Raw genomic sequence first — 26154 nt, 5'->3', positions numbered from 1 at the left:
CTCAATCCTGAACGATCAACCCATATACTCTTTTTTCCAATTCTGGATGAGCAGCGGATTTTTCTTCCAGAAGCCCGGAAGCGCTGCCCGGTTCTGAAGCAGTCTCATCTCGCTATTTTCAGTGTTTTTTATCATGGCCACACCGGCTCAGGAAACGGTCCGAATTATTCAAAGCCGGAACTCTGGAGAAAGGTAATGAACTTTTGGAAGCATCTGGCTATTACAAGTCTGATTATCTCACTGCCGCTAAGCTGTATACAGGCTCAAACGTCGCGCTTGATTGGGCCAACAGAAATACCTCCTCAATTATTCCATGTAATTGACATAGATCCGAACCAACCACAGGCAATACCTACTTCAACGCCCACTGCCATCCCACCGACACCTTGTGGACCCAACAGGGCTTTGAGTATTGCATGGAATAAAAACAGTACGCTCATAGCTGTAGGGATAGGTAGCGGCCATAGCTACTGCGGTGTTACAGGAACCCTGCTCATCTTTGATATAAGTTCAGGAAACCCCAGACTCCTGCGTTCCGTGCCAGCAACAGAATGGGTAGAAAGCGTTACTTTCAGTCCCGACGGCACTCGGCTGGTCACCGGAGGGGATGATAATACGGTCAAAGTTTTTGAAGGGCTGAGCCCGTTCACACTCCTGGATACCCTGACCGAAGGGCAAAACGATATAGAAGTTGTTACCTTTAACTCCAACGGCACCCTGCTGGCAGCGGGGGGGAAAGATACAAATGTGAGGCTTTATCTTAAAAACAGCACAAATCTGTTCAACTTCGTGAAAATCTTCCCCCAGGCAAGAAGCTATATACAAGACGCTCACTTCCACCCCGTCAACGACCCGCTGGCAGTCGTCGACCGCAACAATTGGCTAAGAATTTACAGCGGGATCAGCCCGTATATCCACCTGAAAAACGTCTTTATTTCGGGCGCCAGGATACTGGCTTTTGCCTACAACCCCGACGGCACCCTGCTGGCAACCGCGGATGATCTAAAAAAGATCACGCTTTTAAACGGGACGCACCCTGACAACCCTCTGCAAACCTTTACCGCACCGACGCGGGTAGCTAGCATTGCCTTCAACCGAAAGGGTACCCAACTGCTGGTTGGGGATATAAATGGATATGTGAATATTTATAGAATCACACCGTTATCCTACCGGTTAATTGACAGACTGCCGAACGTAAAGTCACCGTTGCCAGCAAACGCTCTTGCATTCAGCCCCGACGGTAAATGGCTGTCAGTCGGTAGAACAGAGATCGCGATGTACAGGGTCGATGGTGTAAGAGCACCTACAACTCAAACCAGCACAACTGAAGCGGTTACAACAGCAGTCAATACGACAGAGGCCGCTACAACTGAAAACTGTACAGAACCCAACCCGGTAACCAGAATAAAAAGTGGCACCGAAATGGGTAATTCTTCGACGCTTACAGCCCTTTCGCTAATCGCATTACTAGCTGCGGTTCTTCAGGGCATGTTAGTGCAATGATGTTTTTGGAAAACCATCTGGCCAATTCAGCCTCTGTCATGGTTTGTCTTTTGGCTTGATCCGACCTTCCAGAAAACAAACAGCAGACTCATGTTATTCGGCCTGCCGCCGACTGCTCCTGTTATTTTCCTTGGCTTGCCCGACACACTCTGAATATACTTGCGCTCTGGAAGAACAAGCAGGACCGTTTGTCATGAGTATTTTCAAATCCCACATTGTCCAAATGGGAGCCTACACCCCCCCTCTGGAAGGCCGGGACCCTCATGACCACCTGCTGCTGGACTTTAATGAACGTACCCTGCCCGTCTGCCCTTCAGTAAAAGAGGCCATGATTGATTTCATCCAGGCTGATCGCCTGCAGTGCTATCCATCTTATGGGAACATTGCTGCAAAGATTGCCCGATACTGCAATGTTGATACTGATCAGCTGATGATCACCAACGGCTCCGACCAGGGTATCGAACTGATCATCCGCTCAGCCTGCCGTGAAGGTGAAGAAGCCATTATTCCCCGCCCCTCATTCGCCATGTATCAGCAGGTGGCCAGGGTAGAAAACCTCAATATTATTGAGCCTGCGTATTCCAAAGACAGTGGCTTTCCCAAACAGGCTGTGCTTGATGCTATTTCCGATAAAACCCGGCTTATAGTGATTTCCAATCCCAACAACCCAAGTGGTACCCTTGTGGCCAGGGAAGACATTCTTGAAATTGCAGCCGCTGCCCCCAACGCCGCCATTCTTGTGGATGAATGCTATTTTGAATACACGCAGAAAACAGTGGCAGATGTCGTTGAACAGTACCCCAATCTGCTGATTACCCGCACCTTCTCAAAAACCTGGGGCTTACCTTCTGTTCGACTTGGTTATGTCATCAGTAATAGTGAGAATATACGAGCACTGCTGAATGTTCGCGGCCCGTACGACGTTAATCAGCTGGCAGTGATTGCGATAGATGCAGCACTCTCCAACCCGGGCTACACCGAACAGTATGTTAAAGAGGTGATGGCAGTCTCCAAACCCATGTTTGAAGATTTTCTGAACAGCAAAAGAATTGATTACTGGCCCAGTGTCGCCAACTTTGTCTGGACATTCCCGAACAACCCGGATGAGATCGAAAAATACCTCCGGTCTCACCATATACTGGTTCGACCGAAGGCCGATGAAAGTGGTAAAACAGGCTTGAGAATTAATCTGGGCAACAAGGCCCAGACTGAGTCTCTTATCCAAACCTGGTCCCGGATAATCTGATTATTGATAGTTAATCACAGGTTTCCCCAAATGCGCAGGAGGCTGATAGCCTCTTGGTAATTTATAGTCTCGCCAATTAAAATCAGGGTTGAACTCTCTCTCCGCATCAATCATATCTCTCATTGAAGGCGATTCGTTGATATAGATCGCTGTCAAATCACCAGAATTCCAACCGTTATCATCAGCTAGCTCCTGCAGCTCGATAAATCGCTCAAAACTGATATCAGGACCTCTTCCATCTCCAGACGTGAACATTTCCCGGATGGCAGCAAAGTCCACCCTGTAAATCATCGGTTTAGCGCCATAGAAGTGGAATGTCGTATAGGGTATGCCTCGGTCATCAGCGGCTTTTTCAACAGACTTCAGCATGTCCTGCAAGTCGTCCACCATGACGATGTGTTGTGCCGGATGCCCGGATTTGTCGAGGTAGTGATGCAAGCCCTGCTCCTTGGTTTTCAGTGGCCCCGTTTGGATTTTGACCGTGATTGCATCATCAAACAGATTTCTGTCGAGTTGTGTTTTCTCAAGTTTTTCTCTCAAAGAGTCTTCGTCATTGGCAGTAAGCAGAATAATTCTGGCATTGCCCGGACCCGCCTTTGTTCGGATATCCTGAATGATTGTGGCCGTATCAGGATTGACCAGACGTCTCTCTTTACGACCCTCGGCCACTAAATCTTTGGCGATGAGCGTCTCATCCAAATCGAAACAGACCAGGACCGGTTCACCGGGCTTGATATGTGCCAGCACTTCCCTAATGTCTTGTGATTTCGGCACTCTAACTGACTCACGGACTTTCAGAGCTTCTGGTAAAGCACTCGCTGCTTCAGATACTGTGACCTCCGCAGGTGGAACCGTGACTGCCTGAGCAGCTGGCAGCTCATTCTGCCCCCAGGTCATGACCTGACGTCCCCGGCCCATCAAATTCAGCTTGATATCATCTTTGACTTCTTTAGCCCTCCCCCTGAGAGCGCGGTTTTCTGTTTTCCAGTCATTATTCGGGAATGCCTGTTTCAGGTTTCTTTCAATCTCCAGAGGATCAAGACCTAAATCGGGTCGTATCTGGGCCAGTTCCTGCGAAGCAAGCTCTATGTTATTGGCAGCAGGATCAGAAAGCCTCAACATCTCATGCATCAATGCTTTCATGTCTTCTGCTCTGGAAACTTGCGCCTGGTCCATTTTCATCTGCAGAGAGATCAGCTGGCTGCGTTTGAGGTTCAATCCCCCCCAGAGGAAATCCCAACCCGCTTCAGAGAAACATCTGGATAGATTCGCTTCTACCTCCGCTGGACTCAATTGGAGTTCAGGTCGAATCTGTACCAATTCTCTGGCAGCCTGCTTTCGACTTTGTGATGCAGCGGGAGATAACTTGCATAAGTCGTCCATTAGCTGTTTCATTGCAGCCGACTTACTTATCGGTTGAGCATTAATCACCTGTTGCTCAGCCTTGTCGATATTAGTCTCTAGCCTCATATCGACATCGGGACCACAATACTCATTCCACTCCCGTTCTGTTGGAAAAGCTGCATTAAAGTTGGTTTCCTGAACATCCCTCATTGCCTGATCAATCTGTATATATCTGCCTCTGAGCTGTTGAAATGCCTCATAAGCCGTACGACGACTGCTTCTTTGCTCAGGTGACAGAAGCACCAGATTCTTTATCAGATCACGGCACGACTCTCGCCCTTTGTTTGGATCGAAGGCATCAAAACGATGCTTCAAAGGTTCGACTTCAGCGGGTCTTCTCAGCTGGTAGGTGCCATCCCACAAAGAAGGCCACAGCTCACGTCCCGGAGCTCTCTCCAGACCTTTGATAATTTCAGTCCTGGCAGGCGCCCCATTGACATGGCTGGATAACCAGTCAGCAGCTGCTTCAATACTGACCTGCCACTGTTCAGGCACCTTATCCAGCTGCTCAAATACGCCTATCAGATGGCCATAATTTCGATCACTGGCCAGACAAAGGTTGGTGCTGTCAATCTCCCTGTCATATTGCTCATCACTCACAAACTCTGGAGAGTAGGCCTGGACGGAGACACTTTTGAAGTAATTCCTGGCTTCATCCGTCAGTGTTCCATCGGGATTAAACACAGGGAACATCTGGCGGTTTTGTGCGTCCACTACGATAAATCGCCCGGATGACTTCAGTCTTTGCAGAAAGGTGTAATGACCGGCACCACCGCTTTCGCCTGATTTCAGGACAACATACCGGTCACTATCAAACGCCTCGGCTAATGGCCTTTTGGCGGCACCGGGCTGTCTCTGCTGACCTTTTTTGATGGCTTCGAAAAACTCACCGACATGATTCTGAAATTGATGGTGATGCTGTTTTTCTTCAATACCGTCGATCTGGGCCCAACCCACAATAGGCGTCGTCTCACTGTTATCAAAAGGAATCTCTATTGGCGTTGAAATGGCATGGACCTGGTTATACCCCTTGCCTCTGGCAAAATGCTCCAGAGAGTTGGCAAAGCCCTGACAGTTTGAATCACCCGCTGCCTGTCTTTTATAGAGTTCGGATACAACGTTATTGAGGAGTTCAAATTCAACTTCTTCATCGGCTGAAATCAGGGTCTGCCTGTGGATCGTCATTTTATCCAGCTCGGTGAGGCGATTGACTCTATCAGCGCCAAAAGTTCCAGCCTCTATCTGTCGTATGGCTTCATCCTTATCAATCCGTCCATACTGGTATTCAAGACCAATTTTGGAACGGTTATAACCACGGTCCAGGTCTTCCTTAATCTGGTTAAATGCTTCTGCCTCCATATGTTGCACATCAATGAGCATCTTTCGACGTTCTGCTTCCAGATTGCGCACAGCATCCTCAAAAGAAACTGCATGAACCCTATGCTGATTAAACCGGCCACTGACAACCCGGTCGGGTTGCTGGCCGGATGGCTGTATACGATCCCACTGAGCTTTCATGGTCAGGAATTGTTGTTGAGCGTCGTCCATTTCCGGCAACTGCCATGAAGACTGCTCAGAGGGCATAGCATTCGCGGCAGAAGCTTCTGGCTGTTTTTCAGGAACAGGAGGCGGTGTCGTGACTGTCTGCGGAACAACAGACGCTCCATCCGTTGTTGCAATCACCTTTTTGGCTGTTACCACAATTTTCCCGGAAAACTCACGGATGTAGTCCTGCTGACGAGGGCTTCTGTTCAAAACTCCCCGGGCCAGCCTCTCATCGGTATTTAAAAGATGAATAGCCACTGCAAGGTCTGCATCCTTTATATCCGGGTTGAATGCCCTGGCTTTTTTAAAGGCTTCCAGCTGTTCCCTGGTTGCTGGTTGCTGAGGGCCAACAAACTCCTCACCCAATGGGCTAAAACCCATTTGCCTATAATCGTCGTCCAGCTCGTCACTGATGTCATGGGGCTTTGCAGAAGACTGTCTCAGGTAGCTATAGAATTTCTCAAGGCTGGTAAACACAGGTATTGCGTTGTCGTCCTCTACGGTCTTTGAAGCAGCCTCTGAAGCTGCCTGAATATCTTCTGCGGGGAGAACGCCATACAGGAACTTACCCTCATTGACCGTGCGCCCCAATTCGTTGAGCAGAGGATCATTAAATTTCATATTATCCAGGCAGGCATTGACCATTTCATCGGTCATCACTTTATCCCGATAAGCCTGTTTCATATCCTGAACGGTCAAACTGTATTGTCTGTCTCCGAGAATATCCACAAATATCTGACATGCCCTGTGAACCAGCTTCTCTCTGATTTGCGGCGGAGTAATCGCAGACAGGCGCTGAGTATCAAGTGCATCACTACGGCGGGCATTCGCCCGCTCCCGTCTGGTAAACCGAAGCTCTCTGGGAGGGTTTGTCTTGAAATAATCAATAGCCTGATCCATGACGTAAAAATATTGGTCCAGATCGCCAGTATGCCGGGAAGTGAACACATTTTTGCGAGTTGTATCCGTTGTTGATTGAAGTAATGTAACCCTATAAGGCTTCTCTTCATCAGGAGCCCGATGTTTCGCACATTGAATCCGGATATCGACTTTCTCGGATTCCATAAAGTCCTTTAAATGAGATTCCCAGTCATCTTTGTCTCGGGCTTTAGTGGTCAAACAGAACTTTGAGATCAGGTTTTCGACGGCTGCCACTATTTCATTGTCTGGTGCTTTTTTCAGGAGTAGCTGAACCAGCTCAACCTCAGCCTCATGCAGAACGGTCAGACTGGCCTGGTTTAAGGCTACACATTCATCATTCCAGACACTGGCCTTTCTTGGCGTAGCCGGATCTGTGATGGATACATCTCTTTTTAACAGCGGGGTTCTGGCCCCGGTGGCCGTCCGTACTTCACGACTAACGCCCACCAGCTCTGGCTTATCCATGAGTTCATTGTGTCGCTGGTAATAAATGCTTACGGAGCGACAAAAGGCATTGTACTTATCAGACGGCCCCAGAACCCAGCCGACTTTTTCCGATGACAAGCGACCATTATCAAGAATGGGATATTTGCCTTGAACGTCTTTATTGGATTTATAGAAATCAAGAAATGATAGAGGAGAAAAAGGAACCACTATGACCTCCTTGTCATTGGCACAGCTAAACATTCCCAAAAGCTTAGCAAGCTGTGGTTACGTCACTTATTCGACAGGCGACAGAGAGTCAGCCAGAGGACTGACTCCCGAAGTTTATTTTCAGGCAGTTTCTTCCAGTTCACGCACGTCCTGGGTCATGCGCATAGGGCAGAAATCGGGTCCGCACATGGAGCAAAACTCAGACTCTTTCGCACCTTCCTGAGGTAATGTCTGATCGTGATAGGCTTTGGCCGTATCAGGGTCCAGAGCCAGGTTAAACTGATCCAGCCAGCGGAATTCGAAGCGCGCCTTGGACAGGGCATTATCCCGAACCTGGGCACCGGGATGACCTTTGGCCAAATCAGCAGCATGAGCGGCAATTTTATAAGCAATCAGACCGGCTTTTACATCATCTCTGTCAGGCAGCCCCAGATGCTCTTTGGGTGTGACATAACAGAGCATGGCGCAGCCATACCAGCCAATCATGGCAGCACCAATGCCTGAAGTAATATGGTCATAGCCGGGTGCCACATCGGTAGTCAGAGGTCCAAGGGTATAGAAAGGCGCTTCATGACAATGCTCCAGTTGCATCTCCATGTTTTCCTTAATGAGGTGCATGGGTACATGACCCGGTCCTTCTATCATGACCTGAACATCGTATTCCCAGGCAATCTTTGTCAGTTCCCCAAGGGTTTTCAGTTCGCCAAATTGCGCTTCATCGTTGGCATCGGCGATAGAACCGGGGCGCAATCCATCCCCCAGAGACAGGCTGATATCATAGGCCTGACAGATCTGACACAGCTCCCGAAAATTGTCGTAGAGAAAATTCTCGGCATCATGCATCTCTGCCCACTGGCCCAGAATACCTCCGCCCCGGGAAACAATGCCTGTCACCCTGTTTCTGGTTTTAGCGACATGTTCCCTGAGGACACCGGCATGGATCGTCATGTAATCCACACCCTGCTCTGCCTGCTCAATAATGGTGTCTTTCATGACTTCCCAGCTCAGGTCTTTCACCTTGCCCCTGACCTTTTCCAGAGCCTGATAGATAGGCACAGTGCCGATAGGCACGGGCGAGTTCCTGATTATCCACTCACGGGTTTCATGGATGTTCTTGCCTGTGGATAAGTCCATCACCGTATCGCCACCCCAGCGAACCGACCAGAGCATCTTTTCAACTTCTTCTTCAATGGAAGAGGTCACCGCAGAATTGCCAATATTGGCATTGATCTTCACCAGAAAGTTGCGCCCGATAATCATGGGCTCGGACTCAGGGTGATTAATGTTGGCGGGAATAATGGCGCGCCCTTCAGCGACTTCTTTTCTGACAAACTCCGGGGTGATATGGGAGCCATCAGTGCGCCCCATACTCTCGCGAATCGCAATAAACTCCATTTCCGGAGTAATTATCCCCTTTCTGGCGTAATGCAGCTGGGAGACATTTTGGCCAGCCCTGGCCCTGCGTGGCGTTCTCAGTGCTTTGAAGCGAATATCTTGCAAGCGCAGGTCGAACTGACGGGAGCGGGCAAATTCCGAGGAGCGATCGTCGAGCAGCTCAGTATCCGCTCTCTCTTCAATCCACTGTGAGCGCAAACCAGGCAGGCCCTGATTCAAATCATGAGGAACGCCGGTCTCTGTGTAACTGCCCGAAGTGTCATAAATACGCACCGGTTCATTCTTGCCGCCACCAAAACGTTCGGGGGTATCGTGCAGGCGAACTTCCCTCATACCCACACGAATGTCTTCGCGACTGCCTGTTACATAGGTTTTTTGAGAGTTGGGAAAAGGGCGACAGGCGTCCATTAGCAACTGCCGGTCAAACCCGGACGCATTTTTCTCGCAAGCCATCGTTTCTGTATCCTTCACGTTGGGTTCATGACGGTTTCGATATAGCTTGCCGGATAGGCCATCTTGTTCCCTTCGCAGGTGTTAACCTGAGCAGGTTCTACGGATTCCGAAAAACAGCAATTCGGTCTCAGCCTGTGGCGCTCCGACAAGATTGCCGGAAAGTATAAGTAGATTTCTAAAAGGTTAATAGTATAAAGACACAAAAAAACCAAGGGTTTATTCAGCTGTAGTCGCCTGAAAGCTCCTTACACAGCTGGGTTCTGAAGGTCTGCAAAAAATCACTGTGACGTGCCGCCATTTTACGCCCGGGCTCTGTTTTCATGGTCTTTTGAATCTGTAAAAGCTTGATTTCAAAATGGTCCAGCGAGTATTGACGATCGTTCAGCGCCCTGTTTTTCCCCATGGGATCTTCGGGATCGAACAGTTTCTGGCCCAGCTTGCCGCCCGTATAAAAACAGCGGGCAATACCAATCGCGCCCAAAGCTTCCATCCTGTCGGCATCCTGAACCACTTCAGCTTCCAGAGTTTCAGGAGTGATATTAGCGGAATAACTGTGAGTTTTTACTGCATGACACACGGCAGCCGTCAGCTCTTCTGGAAAGGCCAGAGATTTCAGGCAGACTTGAGTCTTTTCAGCCGCCAGGGTGGAAGCCCTGGAGCGCTCCGGATGGTTTTTTGGCAACACCACAATGTCGTGAAAATAACAGGCAGCAAGAACCACCAGCCGGTTAATGTCAAAACGCCCCTCATCCATCAATTGTTGAGCGGTTTTCCAGACCCGCTGAAAATGGGAAATGTCGTGCGAGGCATCATCGCAGTCCCTGTCTTGCAGGTATTCGACAAAACGTTCTTCCCAGCTTTTCAGCAGTGCAGGTTCATTAAAGTTCATGATTCGGGATCCACAGGCCTTTGGTAACGTTGACAGGTTCTGCTGTTAATAGCCGGAAAATCATGCAAAAAATTGTGAGTGTGGACAACCACTCTGTCCGGGTGAATATCCACCAGATTATAAACCGGAGGCTCCGGCGAAACAGAGTCTGGCCTGGGGTTATCAAAATCAAAAGGTGTCTGGTGTACCAGTGAAGGTGGGCATGAAAAGCTGATCCCCTGCCAACTGCCTGAAACAGAGCGGTGCAAATGCCCCAGGAACAAATGCCTGATCCGTTCCTTATGGGGCTTGATCGCTGACCAGAGTGCTGCTGAGTTGATCAGATTGTCCCTGTCCATACTCGCCAACCCCGTTTCAAAAGGAGGATGGTGCATAAACAGGCAAACCGGTTTGTCTGATGCCTTCAGTTCATCTCTAAGCCATGCCAGTCTTTGCTCACAAAGAATCCCGCTGCGCTTTCTGTCATCCAGAGTATCCAAACAGATCAGGTTGACCCCTTCTGTTTCGAGCTTAAACTGGATAAAACCTTCCTGCTGCCTTGGGTGACTCGAAAAAACATCCAGAAAATTCTGCCTGTGATCATGATTGCCCATCAGGCAGTAAACCGGAAAAGGCAACCTGTCCAACTCTTCTTTCAGGGCTCTATAAGCCTCTTTCTCGCCCCAGTGTGTCAGGTCACCGGTAATAATGCAGGCGCTGGATTCCGGCACTTGCTGCACAAGTGTATCGACACAGTTTTTCAACCTTGCCTGTGGGTCAATGTCGTAATTCAACATGCCCGCCGGAACCAACTGGGGATCAGAAAAGTGTACAAATCGATAGACCATAAAATGCAATCCCGTCATTATTCTCAAGTTAAATGATCGCACGGAAAAGGTATCGCTTTAGAGGAAGTTTGTTTACTTTTTTGATGGTCTATTCAGACTAATGAGAGTGACTGAGAGCTTCTGCCGAACTCAGAGAAAACCGGGCAACCGTTAAATTACACCATCCCTCATAACCGGCCAGACTCATACCCAGTGACTCGATCACATCAAGGGCAAACTCGTTTTGGGGTGAAGCAAAAGAGATGATTTCCTTGAAGCCCAATCTTTTGAACCCCAGATCGGTCACAGCTTCAGCCGCTTCGATGACCAGCCCACGACCGCGATACTCCTGACTGAATCGCCAGCTCATTTCTATGGTATCGCCATAGGCTGAAAATCCACAGTTGCCAATCAGCCTGTTACTCTCTTTTAGTACAACTGCCCAACGAGACCAGCCTTTATGGTCAAGTTCGATCTGAAAGCGCCAGAGATCGGTTTCTGCTTCGCTGGCCGGGGAGTGAATACTGTAATGCAGTTCTTTGTGAGCTGCTCCAATGATATCGGCATACGGCTTTAAGTCAGCTTCTTGCCAGGTTCGCAGGATCAGTCGGGGTGTTTCGGCAACAATCAGCACATGAGACTCCAGAAACTTAATGACCAGGCAAGATAAGGTTTAGTCGATTTTTTCGCTTTAACCAGAATCTGTACCCAATTAATAAAAAGAGTACTGCTCTCTTCGACCCTGAACCGATAAAAAAAGTTCGCCAGATCGAACGTTTTTTTCCCAGACACGATAGACTGACTGCAAAGTGACTCCCGGCTGTTATTCACTCCAGAACCGCCGATGAAACTTTAAGGAACTTGAGTAACTATGAGGTCTGGCATTGAACCCTATATTTCTGGACTACCTGAATAGAAAAGACGAAAGCTTCAGCTGGCGCTGCCTTGAAACTTCTCATTGCGAAGAGTTTCCGGTCGTCTCCGTTAGCCATTTAGAACTGATTTCCCAGACTTGGCAGGAAGGCTCAGGGTTTGGCCTCCGTCAGCCGGAATGGCAACACCGCCTCACACTTTACTGGCCTGAAGGAGGTTCAGAGAGTCCCTGTCTGTTAATGATTAATAGTGGATCAAGGCACGATCCATCCCTTGAACTCACTCCCTCGCATAATGTCGATGGCGCACATTTATGCCAACTCACCAAAGCCCCGGTAGCCGTTCTCAAAGATGTTCCCAACCAGCCTTTGACCTTTCGGGATGGTGTTCCTAGGTCGGAAGATGATCTTGTTGCTTTTTCCTGGCAAGCCTTTCTGGAAGATCCTGAACACAATGGTCTTATGCCCATTCAATGGCCCATGGTGAAAAGTGTTATCCGGGCCATGGATGCTTTGTGCGAGTTCAGTGAAGAGATCAGTGAAAAAAAATGCTCCCGAATAAATGACTTCATTATCGCCGGGGCTTCCAAACGGGGCTGGATTTCATGGTTGACGGCAGCCGCTGACCAAAGGGTCATGGCTCTTATTCCAATGGTGATCGATACATTGAACGTACAAGCCTGCATGAATCATCATCTGAATGTTTATGGCGGCTTTGCCAGCGCTATCAGCGATTATGCAGACAGTGATCATGACATTCTGTCAAGCCTGGAATCCAAGGGTATGCAGCAATTGCTCAATGATATTGACCCCTTTGTCTACAGAAGTCAGCTTCATCTGCCTGCATTTATTGTCAACGCCAGTTGCGACGAGTTCTTTCCACCAGACTCTGCCCGTTTCTATTACCCGAAGTTATCCGAATTAACCTGGCTGAGGTATTTACCGAATGCCAGCCATTACCTGGGCCGGGACAGTGACGTAAACACCGATGAGATCATGGCTTCTGTCTTTGGTGCGCTGATCTCGGAGCAGGATATGCCCGCCATGAACTGGCAACTGCTGGATGAAGGTGGTTTGGAAATCAGAACCAGCCTTGAACCTAAATTAGCCCGTGCCTGGGTTTGCCATAACCCTGAGGCCAGAGACTTCCGAAAAGATGTACTGCAACAGGCAGGTATCCGCTATCAGGCAACCCGGATAGAACCTTTCGTCTCAATGCCCTGGACTTATCAGTTTTGCCCTGCAACGCCTGAGAATGGGTGGACTGCCTTCTTTATCGAGCTGGTCTTCAACAATGCGCCTTATCCAGATCTGATCCTGACATCAGGCGTTCGGGTGACTCCTGACGTTTATCCTTAGAGCAGCCCTGACTGTTTATCCACTCGACAAAAAAGGATAACCGGACAGCCCATCAGAGATCATATATCGGAATAGCACTGAGCGATATCAGGGGGCTACTCAGACTTTTTCATATCCCGATATTCTTTCAGTTTATCCCGTAGTTCCTTGCGTGACTCTCGATAGGTTTGCATCTGCTGATCGTTGAGTACCGTCGCCAGTCTCTTATTGGTTTCATCCCTGTTTGCCTTGAGAGCCCTGGCTTTTGCAAGCCGGTCCTGATCGGTGACCTGAATCTTTTTCACATTCTCCCTACTCTCCTTCAGGATGGCCTTTACATTGGGCTTTTGTTCATCCGTGAGATTGAGTTTTTGCTCCAGCTGACTGTATGCTTCTTCCATATTCACGGGCGCTTTGTTCGGAGCCGCTTCTACTTCGACAGAGCAAAACACCAGCAGAATGGAAACCACCGATAGACAGAAGATTATGCTTCCTGGTATCGAATGATTGTCCAGAGAATAAAAAGATGCCCCGGGTTTCATAGCAATTCCTCCAGTGAAATTGACTGCTCATACACCTTGAAGAGTAAAAAAGGTGTCTCATACATAACATGAAAGGTGCCTGCCATGTCGATATGGAAGACCCAAGCTACTCCAGAAAGCCTGAATCAGAGATGTGAAGGCAGTATGTGCAGTCATGTGGGTATCAATATAGTAGAAATAGGCGACGACTTTCTTCGTGGCACCATGCCGGTAGACGAGAGAACCAAACAGCCCCTTGGATTTTTACACGGTGGCGCATCGATGGTTCTGGCTGAGACCCTTGGCAGCATTGCAGCCAACCTCTGCTGCGCAAAAGATCAATACTGTGTCGGCCTTGAGATCAATGCCAATCATCTTAAGTCAGTCACTTGCGGACGGGTGACTGGTACCGCCAGAGCCGTTCACATTGGCAAAAGCACACAGGTCTGGGAAATCAGGATCGAAAATGAACAGGGGCGGCTCACCTGTATTTCGAGAATTACCATGGCCGCAGTCGGCAGATAAAAGTTCTGATGAAAAGCAGATACCGGGTCTTTCTGTATCTGCTTCAGGGTCTGATGTCGTGTTATTTTGGGAAAAAAATCACAGTCTGGATTCGATCAGGCTCTCCAACTTCACCTGATCTCTGGCAAAATTACGAATGCCTTCGGCGAGTTTTTCTGTGGCCATCGCATCTTCATTCATTGCCCAGCGGAAAGCCTGTTCGTTCAGTACCACTTTTTCATGACTGGATGTGGCACTCTCCGGAGACAGCTTCCGAACAACTGTCGCTTCTGTCTTCTCCAGATCATCCAGCAGACCCGGGCCGATCGTCAGACAATCACAACCCGCCAACTCAATAATCTCAGCTGTGTTACGGAAGCTGGCACCCATGACCACAGTATTGTAGCCATGCTGCTTGTAGTAGTTGTATATGCGGGTCACAGAAACCACACCCGGATCCTCAGCCGCTTCAAAGTCACGACCTTCAGCTTTTTTGTACCAGTCAAGAATACGGCCAACGAATGGAGAAATCAGGAATACACCAGCTTCAGCACAAGCCTGAGCCTGGACAAAATTGAACAACAGGGTCAAATTGCAACGGATGCCTTCCTGCTCCAGAACCTTCGCAGCTTCAATGCCTTCCCAGGTAGAAGCAATCTTGATGAGCAGACGTTCAGGGTCCGCGCCCTGCTCGCGGTAAAGGGCAACCAGCTCCCGAGCCTTGCCAATGGTGGCATCCTTATCAAATGATAAACGAGCATCGACTTCTGTTGAGACAACACCCGGTACGACCTGCTGGACTTCCTTACCAATCGCTACGGCCAGCCAATCACAGGCATGCCTGACCTGCGCCACTCCATCATCAGTTTTGGATTTGCCATACTCCAGAGCACTATTGAAAAGTGGCTCATAAGCAGGAAGTTCAGCCGCTTTCAGAATGAGGGATGGATTGGTTGTAGCATCTACAGGCTGATATCGACGAATGGCTTCGATATCGCCGGTGTCTGCCACTACTTTCGTCATACCCTTGAGTTGCTCTAACTGATTCATTGGACTCTCAATCCTCACTTTTTTTTATGGCAATCGATTTCGTTAAAATAGTCAAGAACTACTCAGGACCGTATCTGCATTCAAGAAAAGTTCATAACAATAACGATAGGCACTCTAACAAAGCCCAATGGCCAGAGCTGATAACGCTGCCTTCCGGGCTTCCACAACTTCCTCATTGCATCCTGCGTGATGAAATGAATCCGGCACCCGGAATTTATAAATCAATTATTCTGTGAGGTGTTCTGGTGCATCATCTGGTTAACCCTGAACTCCTGCAGCAACAGTTCAATTTGAAACTGCTCCGCTTCAATCAGAGTTTTATAACGGGCTACCACCGCATTCATCTGAGCAGACAAGGTTCCTTTGGTATTCTGATCAACACTGTTTGCAATAGACTTCGATTGAGTATTGATGTCTTTTTCCTTAACACTGTTTCGGGGCTGGCTTTTATTCTGAGGGGTCTTTTTATTGATTTTGGCCTGCAGCTGTTTCAGCTCGCTCTGCATGCGATTACGGTAGGTCCGAATGCGCTTTTGTCTCAGAGCAATACGATCTTCGATCATCCGGGCGCGGACCTTTTCGTCCATTCCCCGCAGTTTATCCATATCAAATGGCTCAAGGGGTGCCGCCAATCCCTTAAGTTCAATGGGCTTGGCATTGCTGTCGCACTTTTCTTCTGTAAAAACCACAGCGCCATTTACCTGACATTTGTAAATTGGCTTCGCGTATCCTGTAACCGGAATCAATAAAATACCGGCGCCCAGTAATAGTTTTAATAATTTTCTCAACTCCATGATGATGCCCTGACCTAATACCTTTTCTTTACTATAGCCAGAGCCTGGAAAATGAATATCAAAACGACCCGCTCCCTTCTTCTTGCCCGCAGCATGATTAAAAAGATCAGTGTGCTATTGACTCACTGTTTTTGGTATCTGCGCATTAATACCCAAAGATAAATGCTCACCGCCAGTGCAATCAGTCCCAGCAATACTTTCAGAACAACCTGGGGAACCAGCCAGGCTGAAACCCCAATGCCCAGCCATAACAATGCCAGAGCCCGATACCCTATTCTGGGTGAGAGTGCCCTGTCATGCAGGTACTCTTTCAGGACCGGACCGAACCTTGGATGCCCCAACAGCCACTGATTCAATTTTGGTGAAGAGCGAACACTGAGCCACAATGCCATCAACAGAAACACCGTCGTTGGCATCAGAGGCAACACAGCACCTATAATGCCGAGCACAATGCAAAGTACTGCCAACCCCTGATACAAGAGTCGCAACAATGGATTTCTGACCAGAAGGTTGCCTTTTTCTGTTGCTACCTGATCAGCCAAACGGGGCTCTTTACACTTACTCAAATGTCGCTTCCTGAATACGCTTTACGTACTCCAGCTCTGTGAGTTTTCTCAGAACTTCATAGTAATCCTGCTGATGGGTGTCACCGACGGCCAGATACTCGCCTGAGCGACACTGTATTTTTCCCGGCGAAACCCGGTAAACAACCAGTGTTGGATCAATCGCCATAACCTGATCAACATACTCGATATTGTCCGGAATACAGAATTCATAGGACACCGCCGTCAAGCTGTCATCTTTACCACGCAGACCCTCCCTGTTGAGTTCATTGAGATCAAACTGGATCTTGGCCATATCCCCCGCTTTCCAGCCCAGCGTGGAGCAACCAGTCATAAACAGAGCCAGCAGGAGTAAAGCAGGAGCTTGCAATGACATAAGCAAAACCTTTAAAGATTGACTGCGTGTCTATAGTAACCCTTTTCTCTGCTTCATGGTGGTTAATCACGAAAAGGATGCAAATACGACCGAAAGCAGAAATAACCCAAATTAGAATGATCGCCCAAAATATATCTATACTGATATCCTCTGCACTCAATATCGATCAGTTATGCATTCCCATATTTTTGTTCGAGTCGCCCTGGTGATACTGATCCTGACGGCCAACAGCAGTTTTTCAGCCTCTGAGTTTGAGATTTCCGAGTTAACCAGAGGGCATCAGCGGAGCAGTGACTACCTGGAGAGTATTCGTAACAACCGTCCACTGCTCCAGATGTTTATGAATCAACTGCCAAAGGGCGGTAATCTCCGCCATCACCTCATGGGGGCCATCGAACCCAAAGAAATCATTGATATTGCGATAGAGCGTGAGTTCTGCATGTACAAAAACCATCGCATGGCTCCGTGTGACTGTTGCACCCAGTCCGTGAAGAAGTATGTCGATAATGAAGAAAACCATGCAGCTCTGATCAGGCAGCTATCGCTTCCTGACGTTCACGATCCTGTCGAAGTTCGTAACAAGCTTTTCTTCAACTACTTTCCCACCCTTAAAGCCCTGTTCGATGGGATAGATGCCCGTTTCATTTCATATATACGCAAAAAGGCCGCTGTTGATGGACTTTCCTACATTGAATCAACTGTCTACTTCGATGAAGCGAACGGGCCTGATGAGTTATTTTCCCTTATCACTCATCTTCCCACACCGAACCCTGACAGCACCCAAAGTCTGGAAGACTTTCGTGCCAGACTGAGTTCCCAGTCAGATTTTCAAACCCAGTTAAAGACCGCTGCCGGAAAGATAGCCAACGCCTTGAAAGCTTCTGAAGACCATTTGAACTGCTCTCACAGTCACTCTCACCCTGCCTGTTCTGTTAGCGTCCGGTTTCTGCACCAGGTTCACCGGACCGAACCCCTGCCCCAGGTTTACGCCCAGATGATCTTTGCCTTTGAACTAGCTCAATTGAGTCTCTCCGGCAGCGATCCTCAGGTGCTGGGCATTAACATAGGTGGATCTGAAAATAATGATACGGCACTGAATGATTACCCCAGTCACATGAAAATGCTGAGTTTTCTGAAAAACCACAAACAATACCCTCTGGTGAAAGAGCGTATCAGCCTTAATGCAGGAGAACTGGCCAGGGCCACGGTTGAGGATTTTTACTATCGAACCACCATGGCAGATGCTATTCAGATCGTTAAGCCCAAACGTGTAGGCCACGGAATAAGCCTCATGGCACAGAACTGTCTGAAGCAATCCGGCTCCGGTAACGAAGAATACACCAACTGCAGTGCCGAACTGCTCAAAACCATGCTGGCTAATGACATTGCTATTGAAATTCCACTCACCAGTAACCAGCGATTGAGCGGTACCGGACCCAACAGCGGTCACCCCTTTCCTGTTTATGTCAATGGTAATATTGCAGTGACGCTGGCTACTGACTATCCGGGTATTCTGAAAGTCGATTTGACCAGTCAGTTCGTTGAGGCCGTACACAGCTTTAGCCCTGATCAGACCGGCGAAAGTGTTCTCCTGTCCTTTGACCAGATTGTTGAGTTCGCACGCAACAGCCTGGAGTTCAGTTTTCTGCCTGGTCAGAGCCTCTGGTTAAAGAGTGAAGGCCAGTCTCGATATCAAAAAAGGGTTCCGGCCTGCCTGGACCTTGGATCAGAAGCCTGCAAGAAATTTGTTAGCAGTAATACCAAGGCGAGACTCCAAAGAGATCATGAATCAAGGCTGAAATACTTCATGTTAACAGCACCTTTAGAGTAGGAAGCCGTGACTTAACACCCTTGAGGACTACCAGGAAACTTACAAAACAAGAGTAACAAAATGGTAAAAGAATTCGTCTCCAGATCTTGGTTCGGTTTACTGACGCAACTGAAATTAATCACGACATTAGTGATCCTGCTGTTCAACGCAAACGCAGTAGCAAAACGTAGCTGGATAGCTTTTGTGACACCTGAAGACGGCGATCACAGACAAATCTACACCGTTTCTTACGATAGGAATGGTGAAACTCGATGTATGCTTTATCCTCCTATGATTGACGACGGTTTCACCTTCACATGGCAAGAAGGTCAGAATCCATCATCATCACAACCCCTGGCAATCATGAACCTAAACCCCTCGCCATTCAGTAAATGCGGTTGGTCGCAATCTTATCAAGACATCATCATACAGGATTCCCACAATCGCGTGGTAAAAGCCCGGTGGTACAAACAGATAGATAAAGCTCCTTATCTATGGGTACGAGAAGACTTGGGTGATTTAATATCCAGCACTAAGTGGAGAGAGTTTGATGAAGATCATACTGACATCTACCCCGCGATAGTTGTTCAACTCCGTCATTGAAACACTACACGATCCTGTTGTTAACAGTTTTCGTCCCCCCATTCCCTTTGTCGCTAATGCTCGGCGACAAAGGGAACGTTTACATTTCTGAAGATATAAACATTATTCAGAAAATGACATGGGATTCGATCGACCCCCCTTGCGGACGACCAGGAAACTTGCAAAACAAGAGTAACAAAATGGCAAAAGAATTCATCTCCAGATCTCGGTTCAGCTTACTGACATTGCTCTGCTTCTGTCTTCTGATTCTGAAGCATCAGGTTCATGCCAGAGATCACCTGAAAGTCTCTCCCGGAAACTGTACCCCTTCTTACCTGGGTAAGCACTTTCATGACGTGCTGCCCTGCTACCTGAAGCAGAAAGATAAGAACTATCAGTGGAGTGTTTCACCAGCAACTGAAGAGCACGTTGAGCTGGATGGAAAAGTGCTGAAGGTCAAAGTGTACCCTGTCAGTATGAAGTCTCTGCGCTGGACTGTTGGCGAGCAGGACAAAGTCTCTGACCCCGTCTGGGAGCACCGGGTCATGGTTTATGTACCGGAAAAGGTCAGCGCCGATACAGCGCTGCTCAATATCAATGGCGGCACCATCCACTGGCCTGAAGGTCAGCCCGATAATAACAAGAGGTTCACCGATGCTCTGCATTTTTCCCATATCGCTGCCAGAACACGGTCAGTCGTCGTTGACCTGAAAGATATTCCAAACCAGTTCCTGCAATTTGGAGACAAAAAACCACTGAAAGAGGATGCTCTGATTGCCTATACCTGGCAAAAATTCCTCGATAACCCGGAGAAAAACTATAACTGGCCACTCCGACTGCCCATGGTCAAAGCTTCCGTCAGAGCCATGGACACGGTTCAGGCACTGATGAAAGAGAAGCATATAAAAATTGACCGTTTTGTATTAGCCGGGGGATCAAAACGAGGCTGGACGGTCTGGCTGACAGCAGCAATGGACACAAGGGTCTCTGCCATTATACCCATGGTCATTGATGTGCTTAACGTGCAAGACAGTATGCGCCACCATTTCAATAGCTACCAGAGCTGGGCTCCGGCTATCAAAGATTATTATTCCCTGATGCACACACTCGGTACCCAACCTCTGACTCAGTTAATGGAAGTGATCGACCCCTATTCCTACCTTCCTCAGCTGGCCATGCCAAAATACATTATCAATGCCACGGGCGATGATTTTTTCTTACCCGATTCCAGCCGTTATTACTTTAATGATCTGAAAGGCGAAAAATGGTTGAGATTTCTTCCTGACCTGCGGCATTACATTCTCAGAATGGATCAAACACTGGTCAGTGAAACCATCGAATCCTTTTATGGAGCCACCATTGAAGATCGTCCCATGCCCAGGATCAACTGGGATGTCTCTAAGCAAAACCTGAAAGTGGAAGCCTCAATGCCCCCCAAAGCCATGAAACTCTGGACTGCAGAAAATCCTGAAACCAGAGATTTCCGAACCAGCCCTGACAACCCCACAGTCACCCAGTTTAAATCCGAAGCACTCAAATTTCATTGCCATAAAAGCTGTCGGGCCGATGTTGCGTTAAAAGCTCCCGAAAAAGGTTGGAAAGCCAGCTTTGTAGAACTGACCTATCCCAATCCACCTTATCGTGACCTGTCATTTACTACCCGGGTGTTTGTCACTCCGGATGTTTACCCTGAGCACAGCGGCAATGCGTCTCATGGTCAGAGCCATCCATAAAACATATAACGCAGCGGATTGTCCGGGCACGGCTCAAGCCCACACTCAAAGAAGACTGAAACGATATTGGCAACAACCAGAAACACCAGAAACGCAAAGACCAAATGGGAAAACCCACGAATTCTTGGGTCTCTCGCTTCTGAAACCTCGTTCCTGTATGCATACAATTCAAATTGTCTGGAGTAGCCTATGACCAGTGCGATGTACACGATTAAAGCAGAGCACAGAATATACAACCAGGTATACATATGCAGCCCCAGGATAGCTTCACCATATCCTTGAGGTGTTGTCACATGCAGTGCAATTTGCCTAAGAGAAATAAAGCTCGTCAAGACGGCTGCCAGCAGCGACAGACTGTAATGACCAGGTCGAATATGATACCTCATATTGAGCAGAAACCCTGAGGCAATGATTAGTATTCCCTGTCGCTGCAATATACAGAGAGGGCAGGGTAACTCCCCCATCACAAATTGAAACCAGAAAGCGACAACCAGAAGAAGGCAGGTGATTGTCAATTCAAAAACACTGGCAAATTTCACAAAATCATTGATCTCACTGCGAGAGTTCATGACCGATCTCCGACAGGTGTCTATAGATAAATTTCCAGGTGCTCGGCAATGTGATGCATAAAAATCAATGCAATCAAAACGAGAGAAATGCTGAACAAAACGATGCCCCATCTTCGATTGAACCAGGCGACAAGCATCGCAAATAATATGAAAATAAAAGACAACAAAGCGTAAGGCATTAACCGTGCTCCCCGGCCCGACGAGACTGTTTCAGAAATGCCGCGCTGCACTGATAAGGCGTTAAAAAGTGACTTCGGGCACCAATCTCGGGCAGGCTTCTGAACATGAAGGCTTCGTAAGAGCATAGCTCTGTCATTTTTTATTGTCAGATAAAAAGCGTCTGTTGAAAGGACGTTTTAAAGAAAGCAGATGTCTGGCTTGGGAAGCAGCCAGCCATTGGCTGGCTGTATACCCGAAAAATCAGGCGAAAGGCCGGATACCCACTTTATTGCGAATATCCTGCAGAAACGGCACTGCTTCAGCACGGGCTTTTTCCGCACCTTTTTTCAGCTCAGCTTCAATAAATGCCGGGTCAGCCATCAACGCGTTATAGCGCTCACGAGGCTCCCTGAGTACATTGTTGATGTATTCAAAGAGTTCATTTTTCAGGTCACCCCAGCCAGCACCGGCTTCGTACTCCTGCCGTTTTTCAGCCACCTCCTGTTCCGTCGCAAAGGCTGAAAAGATCTGAAACAGAGTGCAGGTTTGCGGGTCTTTAGGTTCACCGGGCTCCAGAGAGTTGGTTTTGATCTTGCGGATCAGTTTGAGCAGCTTTTTCTCTGGCACAAACAACGGGATGGTGTTGTCGTAGCTCTTGCTCATCTTGCGACCGTCAAGACCATTGAGAACCGCAGTGTTCTCACCCACCACGGCTTCTGGCAGCACAAACCTGGTTTTGTAGTGGTGGTTCATTCGACCGGCAATATCCCTGGCCATTTCCAGATGCTGAACCTGATCACGACCCACTGGAACACGGTTGGCATTGAACATCAGGATATCCGCCGCCATCAGGATCGGGTAATTGAACAACCCCATCAGTACGCCCTTGTCCGGGTCGGACTCGCCCGCCTCCTGATTGCTCTGGGTAGCAGCTTTATAGGCATGAGCACGATTCATCAGACCTTTGGCGGTCATGCAACCGACAATCCAGTTCAGTTCCATAATTTCCGGAATATCAGACTGACGATAAAAAGTGACACGATCGGTATCCAGACCCAAAGCCAGCCATGTCGCAGCAATTTCCAGCCCTGACTGGTGAATACGCTTGGGGTCGCGCCCCTTGATCAGGGCATGGTAGTCCGCCAGAAAAAGGTAGGACTGAATGTTTTCGTCACGGCTTTCTTCAATCGCAGGACGGATAGCACCCACATAATTGCCCAGATGCGGCGTGCCTGTGGTGGTAATACCGGTTAATACTTTGGTCTTTGTCATGGGGTCACTCATAGGCCTCACGAAGTGGCAATGGGCACTTTACTGGAAACGGGAAGGCGGCATTATAGAAGAGGCAAGGCAGGCATCTCAACCACAGGGGGCACTGCTGTCCGGTTAAACACATTCAAGCTCCATAATCAGGGGCGTCTGAAGCTTGAATATTTTTAACCGGACGAGAAGACTATTCTGATTTCTTGTGACAGCGCTTCCTAATACAAACAGGTTTTTTTGGGCAGCTCAAACCGAAGCAGAGGATATTTTCATAGAAGGTGGAACCTGAAGGGCAAGCATCCCAGGTTGTAAAAATAGAGCAACGAAAAGGATTGCAGCCATCACCATTGCATAAATGGCAAGCAGGAGAAAACTGTTCAACAGTGCATGTACATCTGGGGCAGTCACCCTGGAACGATGGGCTCTCGCATTTGGAGCAAAAATCGTCTTCATCGTTAGCTGCATAGCTAACTTCATTGCCACCCTCATTTTTACTAAGCCAACACCTTGCACAGTTTTGAGGGCTGGGCGCTGCATTGCTACCTTCATTGCTACCTTCATCACTCTCGCTCTGGTCGTTCAAAGCCGGGCGGAAGAAGGGTGAGAAATACAAGGCGCCAACAAATAACCCACATGACTTCTCACCATTATCCGATTCCGTTTCATATCCAAATTCAAATCCTTTGCCGACGGTAGACTGGACGCAGATGTCCAGGTGACCTGCGTTCTGATTTCTGTTTTTGAATACGTAATAGCTCCTGGATATGTATTGATAGCCATTGTCGTTTTTTTCAATATGGGCAAAGGAACTGAGCCAGGTGGCAAGCTGCTCATAGTTTGCATCGAGCCAATCGAAGTTGGCGGTGTACTGTGTGTCCTGGACGACAACACCAAGTAGTCGCGGGTATGCACAGACAAACGAATCAGGTTCAGTTCCGGGGATGACCTTACCAATCAGATCGCCAGCATCTGCTGGCGTGTCGGAAGGCATGCACATCAGGACATCGGGATGAGCAGCCTCAAAGATATGTGTCGTCAATTCGCCAGCATCTTTCATCATGCCAGAGCTGAAATCAGCTTGCATGTTCCTGGGACAGGTATCGGCACGAACATTGAGGGTAATTGTGGACAATAAAAACAGCGTGAAAAAAAGCCTATGCATGAGGGGTTTCATAAATAACTCTTTTTTCATTGTTTAGTAAAACGGATGCAGAGAAAGAGCAAAAAACGTCAAGCGACTTCTTTATAGAATCAAAGTACAAGTGAACAACAAAAGTCACTTTAACCATGCACTGAAAGTCTGGGGAGTAAGAGCCTTGCTCTCGTGTTTTCGATTGGATCAGAATTCGTCAGCTTGATTCTGAGCAGCCAAGACTACGCATGCACCGACTGATAATAGCAAACCCCTGATAAGTCTGCCCAAATAGAGACATTCTCAAGATGTGTCGTACTTATTCTTATTGGTTTTATCTCATCCGGCATCACACTGCCAACCCTGACAGAACAGGTGTGCACTGATTGGTAAAATTGAGACATTGTCCAGATAGCTCTCAAGACACCGGATACTGACAAGAGCCGACATTCGTCGGCCCTTTCTGACACTCAGATTGCACATTTTACAATCAATATTCATGGCAAACGATTACGTCACAATGGCTCTCTTGCTCAGCGATCTGAAACGCAGCAGCAGGAATACAGCAGAAAGCGTGAGTGCCAGCACTAATCCGATCCAGAGACCATGGGGACCCATAGGTTCATCGGCGATAAAATCCGTCAGTCCCAGCGTATAACCCAGTGGCAGAGCAATACCCCAGCAGGCAATCAGAATAATGATCATAGGTACCCGGGTGTCTTTGTAACCCCTTAATGCACCATTGGAAGCGACCTGAATACCATCGGCGTACTGGAACAGTGCAGCAAAGATCAACAGCTGGGCAGCCAAAGTTTTAACCGCAGTATCCCGGGTATAAAGCGATGTCAGAGCATCGGCAAACGCCCACATAACAGAAGCAATCAGGGTGGCTGTCAGCAGGGTCGCTACGATACCCGAATACCCCGAGAACCTTGCTGCCTCAGGGTCACCAGCCCCAAGAGCCTGACCGACCCGTATGGTGATTCCCATGGATAGACTCAACGGCACCATAAAGGCCATGCTGGCGAGATTCAATGCAATCTGGTGACCCGCGACGGTCACTGCGCCCAGTTTGCCGATAACCAGAGCGACCGCCGAAAAGATACTGGCTTCAAAAAAGATGGCCAGACCGATGGGAACGCCGAGTTTCAGGTGAGCAGCTATTCGCCCCATGTCGGGCGATTCAAAACGGTCGAACAGATTCACTTCTGTATGCTTTTGATTGAACCGGGTGTAGCAGAACATCAACAGGCACATCACCCAGAAACAGATAGCTGTTGCATAGCCACAACCTACGCTACCCATTTCCGGAAAGCCGAACTTGCCATAAATCAACACATAATTAAGCGGAATATTGATCAGCAAACCGACAAAGCTGATAAGCATGGCCGGCTTGGTAATGGAGCGCCCTTCGCAATAGCTGACCATGGTTTGATATAAACAGATCCCGGGCACACCCCAGGCCAATGCATCCAGATAAGCATCCGTCCTGGCAGCCATTTCGGCATTGACTTCCAGAACATTGAGCAATGGCATGGCATTCATCATCAACACCATACCGACCACACTTAACACCAGAGACAGCCACATAGCCTGACGAACCGGTGAAGCAATCTGGTCAATTTTTCGGGCACCAAACAGATGGGCGACAGTCGGTGTTGTCGCCATCAGGATACCTCTGATTAACAGATAAATCGGAACCCAGATACTGGAGCCAATAGCCACCGCTGCCAGATCTTCTGCAGAGTATTGACCCGCCATACTGGTATCCACAAAGCCCATACCGGTAGTTGCCAGCTGCGCACCCAGAATCGGGGCAGATAAATAAATAAGCTCTTTAAGTTCCTTGGAATATCGTTGGTATAACGTTGGGCTGGCTGTCATTTTTACTCACTGTTCTGATGTGCTTTTACCAATACTGAATCGGGGTAAAAGTTAAACCATCTTACCAGTCACATAACAACATTTGATATGGCTAATTTGCCGTGACTTTTTGGGGCCCTGCGCGGGATTTTTACCTATTTCCTTTAGCCGGTTACATCGCCTTTTGATGACATATTTGCTACTGTCGG

Annotated in this window: 22 protein-coding genes and 1 riboswitch; of the genes, 7 read left to right on the top strand and 15 right to left on the bottom strand. The window is 48.3% G+C overall.

Annotated features, from left to right (window positions below; translation table 11 throughout):
• The first annotated feature begins 405 nt into the window (after nucleotides 1–405).
• Nucleotides 406–1503, top strand: a complete 1098-nt coding sequence (locus ACOMHB_RS03725; RefSeq protein ID WP_448215557.1) for a WD40 repeat domain-containing protein — start codon at nucleotides 406–408, stop codon at nucleotides 1501–1503.
• 193 nt (nucleotides 1504–1696) lie between these two features.
• On the top strand, nucleotides 1697–2749 hold the full coding sequence (locus tag ACOMHB_RS03720; RefSeq protein WP_448215556.1) for a pyridoxal phosphate-dependent aminotransferase: 1053 nt from the start codon (nucleotides 1697–1699) through the stop codon (nucleotides 2747–2749).
• Here the strand turns inward: ACOMHB_RS03720 and ACOMHB_RS03715 are convergent, their stop codons facing one another.
• From ACOMHB_RS03715 to ACOMHB_RS03695, 5 genes are all read right to left on the bottom strand, one after another.
• The gene (locus ACOMHB_RS03715; RefSeq protein WP_448215555.1) at nucleotides 2750–7273 is read right to left on the bottom strand and encodes an HAD family hydrolase; all 4524 of its coding nucleotides are present in this window, start codon (nucleotides 7271–7273) and stop codon (nucleotides 2750–2752) included.
• A gap of 120 nt (nucleotides 7274–7393) precedes the next feature.
• Nucleotides 7394–9121 (bottom strand): phosphomethylpyrimidine synthase ThiC, encoded by a 1728-nt coding sequence (gene thiC, locus ACOMHB_RS03710; RefSeq protein ID WP_448215554.1) that lies wholly within the window; start codon nucleotides 9119–9121, stop codon nucleotides 7394–7396.
• Nucleotides 9122–9171: 50 nt separating this feature from the next.
• Nucleotides 9172–9276: riboswitch (TPP riboswitch) on the bottom strand.
• 65 nt (nucleotides 9277–9341) lie between these two features.
• The gene (locus tag ACOMHB_RS03705; RefSeq protein WP_422411806.1) at nucleotides 9342–10010 is read right to left on the bottom strand and encodes a phosphohydrolase; all 669 of its coding nucleotides are present in this window, start codon (nucleotides 10008–10010) and stop codon (nucleotides 9342–9344) included.
• Nucleotides 10007–10837, bottom strand: coding sequence for a phosphodiesterase (locus ACOMHB_RS03700; protein WP_422136652.1), 831 nt, complete (start codon nucleotides 10835–10837; stop codon nucleotides 10007–10009). Before ACOMHB_RS03700 ends, ACOMHB_RS03705 begins: the two co-directional genes overlap by 4 nt.
• Nucleotides 10838–10934: 97 nt before the next feature.
• Nucleotides 10935–11450 (bottom strand): GNAT family N-acetyltransferase, encoded by a 516-nt coding sequence (locus ACOMHB_RS03695; RefSeq protein ID WP_448215553.1) that lies wholly within the window; start codon nucleotides 11448–11450, stop codon nucleotides 10935–10937.
• A gap of 250 nt (nucleotides 11451–11700) precedes the next feature.
• On the opposite strand from ACOMHB_RS03695, the gene ACOMHB_RS03690 reads away from it, so the two are divergent.
• Entirely contained in the window at nucleotides 11701–13047 is a 1347-nt protein-coding gene (locus tag ACOMHB_RS03690) for a PhoPQ-activated protein PqaA family protein (protein ID WP_448215552.1), read from the top strand.
• 95 nt (nucleotides 13048–13142) lie between these two features.
• Here ACOMHB_RS03690 and ACOMHB_RS03685 read toward each other — a convergent pair whose 3' ends face one another.
• Nucleotides 13143–13568 (bottom strand): hypothetical protein, encoded by a 426-nt coding sequence (locus ACOMHB_RS03685; protein WP_448215551.1) that lies wholly within the window; start codon nucleotides 13566–13568, stop codon nucleotides 13143–13145.
• Between the two features lie 84 nt (nucleotides 13569–13652).
• On the opposite strand from ACOMHB_RS03685, the gene ACOMHB_RS03680 reads away from it, so the two are divergent.
• On the top strand, nucleotides 13653–14072 hold the full coding sequence (locus ACOMHB_RS03680) for a hotdog fold thioesterase (RefSeq protein WP_448215550.1): 420 nt from the start codon (nucleotides 13653–13655) through the stop codon (nucleotides 14070–14072).
• A 78-nt stretch (nucleotides 14073–14150) separates the two neighbouring features.
• Here the strand turns inward: ACOMHB_RS03680 and tal are convergent, their stop codons facing one another.
• From tal to ACOMHB_RS03660, 4 genes are all read right to left on the bottom strand, one after another.
• A complete protein-coding gene (gene tal / locus ACOMHB_RS03675) occupies nucleotides 14151–15101 on the bottom strand; it encodes a transaldolase (protein WP_448215549.1) in 951 nt (316 codons plus the stop codon).
• A 221-nt stretch (nucleotides 15102–15322) separates the two neighbouring features.
• Nucleotides 15323–15790: a hypothetical protein gene (locus ACOMHB_RS03670; RefSeq protein ID WP_448215548.1), complete on the bottom strand. Its 468-nt coding sequence runs from the start codon at nucleotides 15788–15790 to the stop codon at nucleotides 15323–15325.
• Nucleotides 15791–16017: 227 nt separating this feature from the next.
• Nucleotides 16018–16461, bottom strand: coding sequence for a YbaN family protein (locus tag ACOMHB_RS03665; protein WP_448215547.1), 444 nt, complete (start codon nucleotides 16459–16461; stop codon nucleotides 16018–16020).
• Nucleotides 16454–16834, bottom strand: a complete 381-nt coding sequence (locus ACOMHB_RS03660; protein ID WP_448215546.1) for a hypothetical protein — start codon at nucleotides 16832–16834, stop codon at nucleotides 16454–16456. The genes ACOMHB_RS03665 and ACOMHB_RS03660 overlap by 8 nt, the downstream gene beginning before the upstream one ends.
• Before the next feature lie 172 nt (nucleotides 16835–17006).
• Between ACOMHB_RS03660 and ACOMHB_RS03655 the strand changes: the two genes are divergently transcribed.
• The 3 genes from ACOMHB_RS03655 to ACOMHB_RS03645 all read left to right on the top strand — a co-directional run bounded on the left by ACOMHB_RS03655 (nucleotide 17007) and on the right by ACOMHB_RS03645 (nucleotide 20959).
• Nucleotides 17007–18665, top strand: a complete 1659-nt coding sequence (locus tag ACOMHB_RS03655) for a hypothetical protein (RefSeq protein ID WP_448215545.1) — start codon at nucleotides 17007–17009, stop codon at nucleotides 18663–18665.
• A 60-nt stretch (nucleotides 18666–18725) separates the two neighbouring features.
• On the top strand, nucleotides 18726–19247 hold the full coding sequence (locus tag ACOMHB_RS03650) for a hypothetical protein (protein ID WP_448215544.1): 522 nt from the start codon (nucleotides 18726–18728) through the stop codon (nucleotides 19245–19247).
• A 179-nt stretch (nucleotides 19248–19426) separates the two neighbouring features.
• Nucleotides 19427–20959 carry a PhoPQ-activated pathogenicity-related family protein gene (locus ACOMHB_RS03645; RefSeq protein WP_448215543.1) on the top strand — a complete coding sequence of 511 codons (1533 nt, stop codon included), beginning with the start codon at nucleotides 19427–19429 and terminating at the stop codon, nucleotides 20957–20959.
• Here the strand turns inward: ACOMHB_RS03645 and ACOMHB_RS03640 are convergent.
• From ACOMHB_RS03640 to ACOMHB_RS03620, 5 genes are all read right to left on the bottom strand, one after another.
• The gene (locus tag ACOMHB_RS03640) at nucleotides 20944–21528 is read right to left on the bottom strand and encodes a disulfide bond formation protein B (RefSeq protein WP_448215542.1); all 585 of its coding nucleotides are present in this window, start codon (nucleotides 21526–21528) and stop codon (nucleotides 20944–20946) included. The genes ACOMHB_RS03645 and ACOMHB_RS03640 overlap by 16 nt on opposite strands.
• Nucleotides 21529–21548: 20 nt before the next feature.
• Nucleotides 21549–21707 carry a DUF5993 family protein gene (locus ACOMHB_RS03635; protein WP_448218600.1) on the bottom strand — a complete coding sequence of 53 codons (159 nt, stop codon included), beginning with the start codon at nucleotides 21705–21707 and terminating at the stop codon, nucleotides 21549–21551.
• A 241-nt stretch (nucleotides 21708–21948) separates the two neighbouring features.
• Nucleotides 21949–22959 (bottom strand): tryptophan--tRNA ligase, encoded by a 1011-nt coding sequence (locus tag ACOMHB_RS03630; RefSeq protein WP_448215541.1) that lies wholly within the window; start codon nucleotides 22957–22959, stop codon nucleotides 21949–21951.
• A 181-nt stretch (nucleotides 22960–23140) separates the two neighbouring features.
• Complete coding sequence (locus ACOMHB_RS03625; protein WP_448215540.1) at nucleotides 23141–24112, bottom strand: hypothetical protein; 972 nt, start codon at nucleotides 24110–24112, stop codon at nucleotides 23141–23143.
• Nucleotides 24113–24592: 480 nt separating this feature from the next.
• The gene (locus tag ACOMHB_RS03620; RefSeq protein WP_448215539.1) at nucleotides 24593–25966 is read right to left on the bottom strand and encodes an MATE family efflux transporter; all 1374 of its coding nucleotides are present in this window, start codon (nucleotides 25964–25966) and stop codon (nucleotides 24593–24595) included.
• Between the last annotated feature and the right edge of the window lie 188 nt (nucleotides 25967–26154).

This window comes from Endozoicomonas sp. 2B-B (assembly GCF_053470045.1).
The sequence above is the reverse complement of the archived record's forward strand: the minus strand, read 5'-3'. Positions and strand labels throughout refer to the sequence as shown.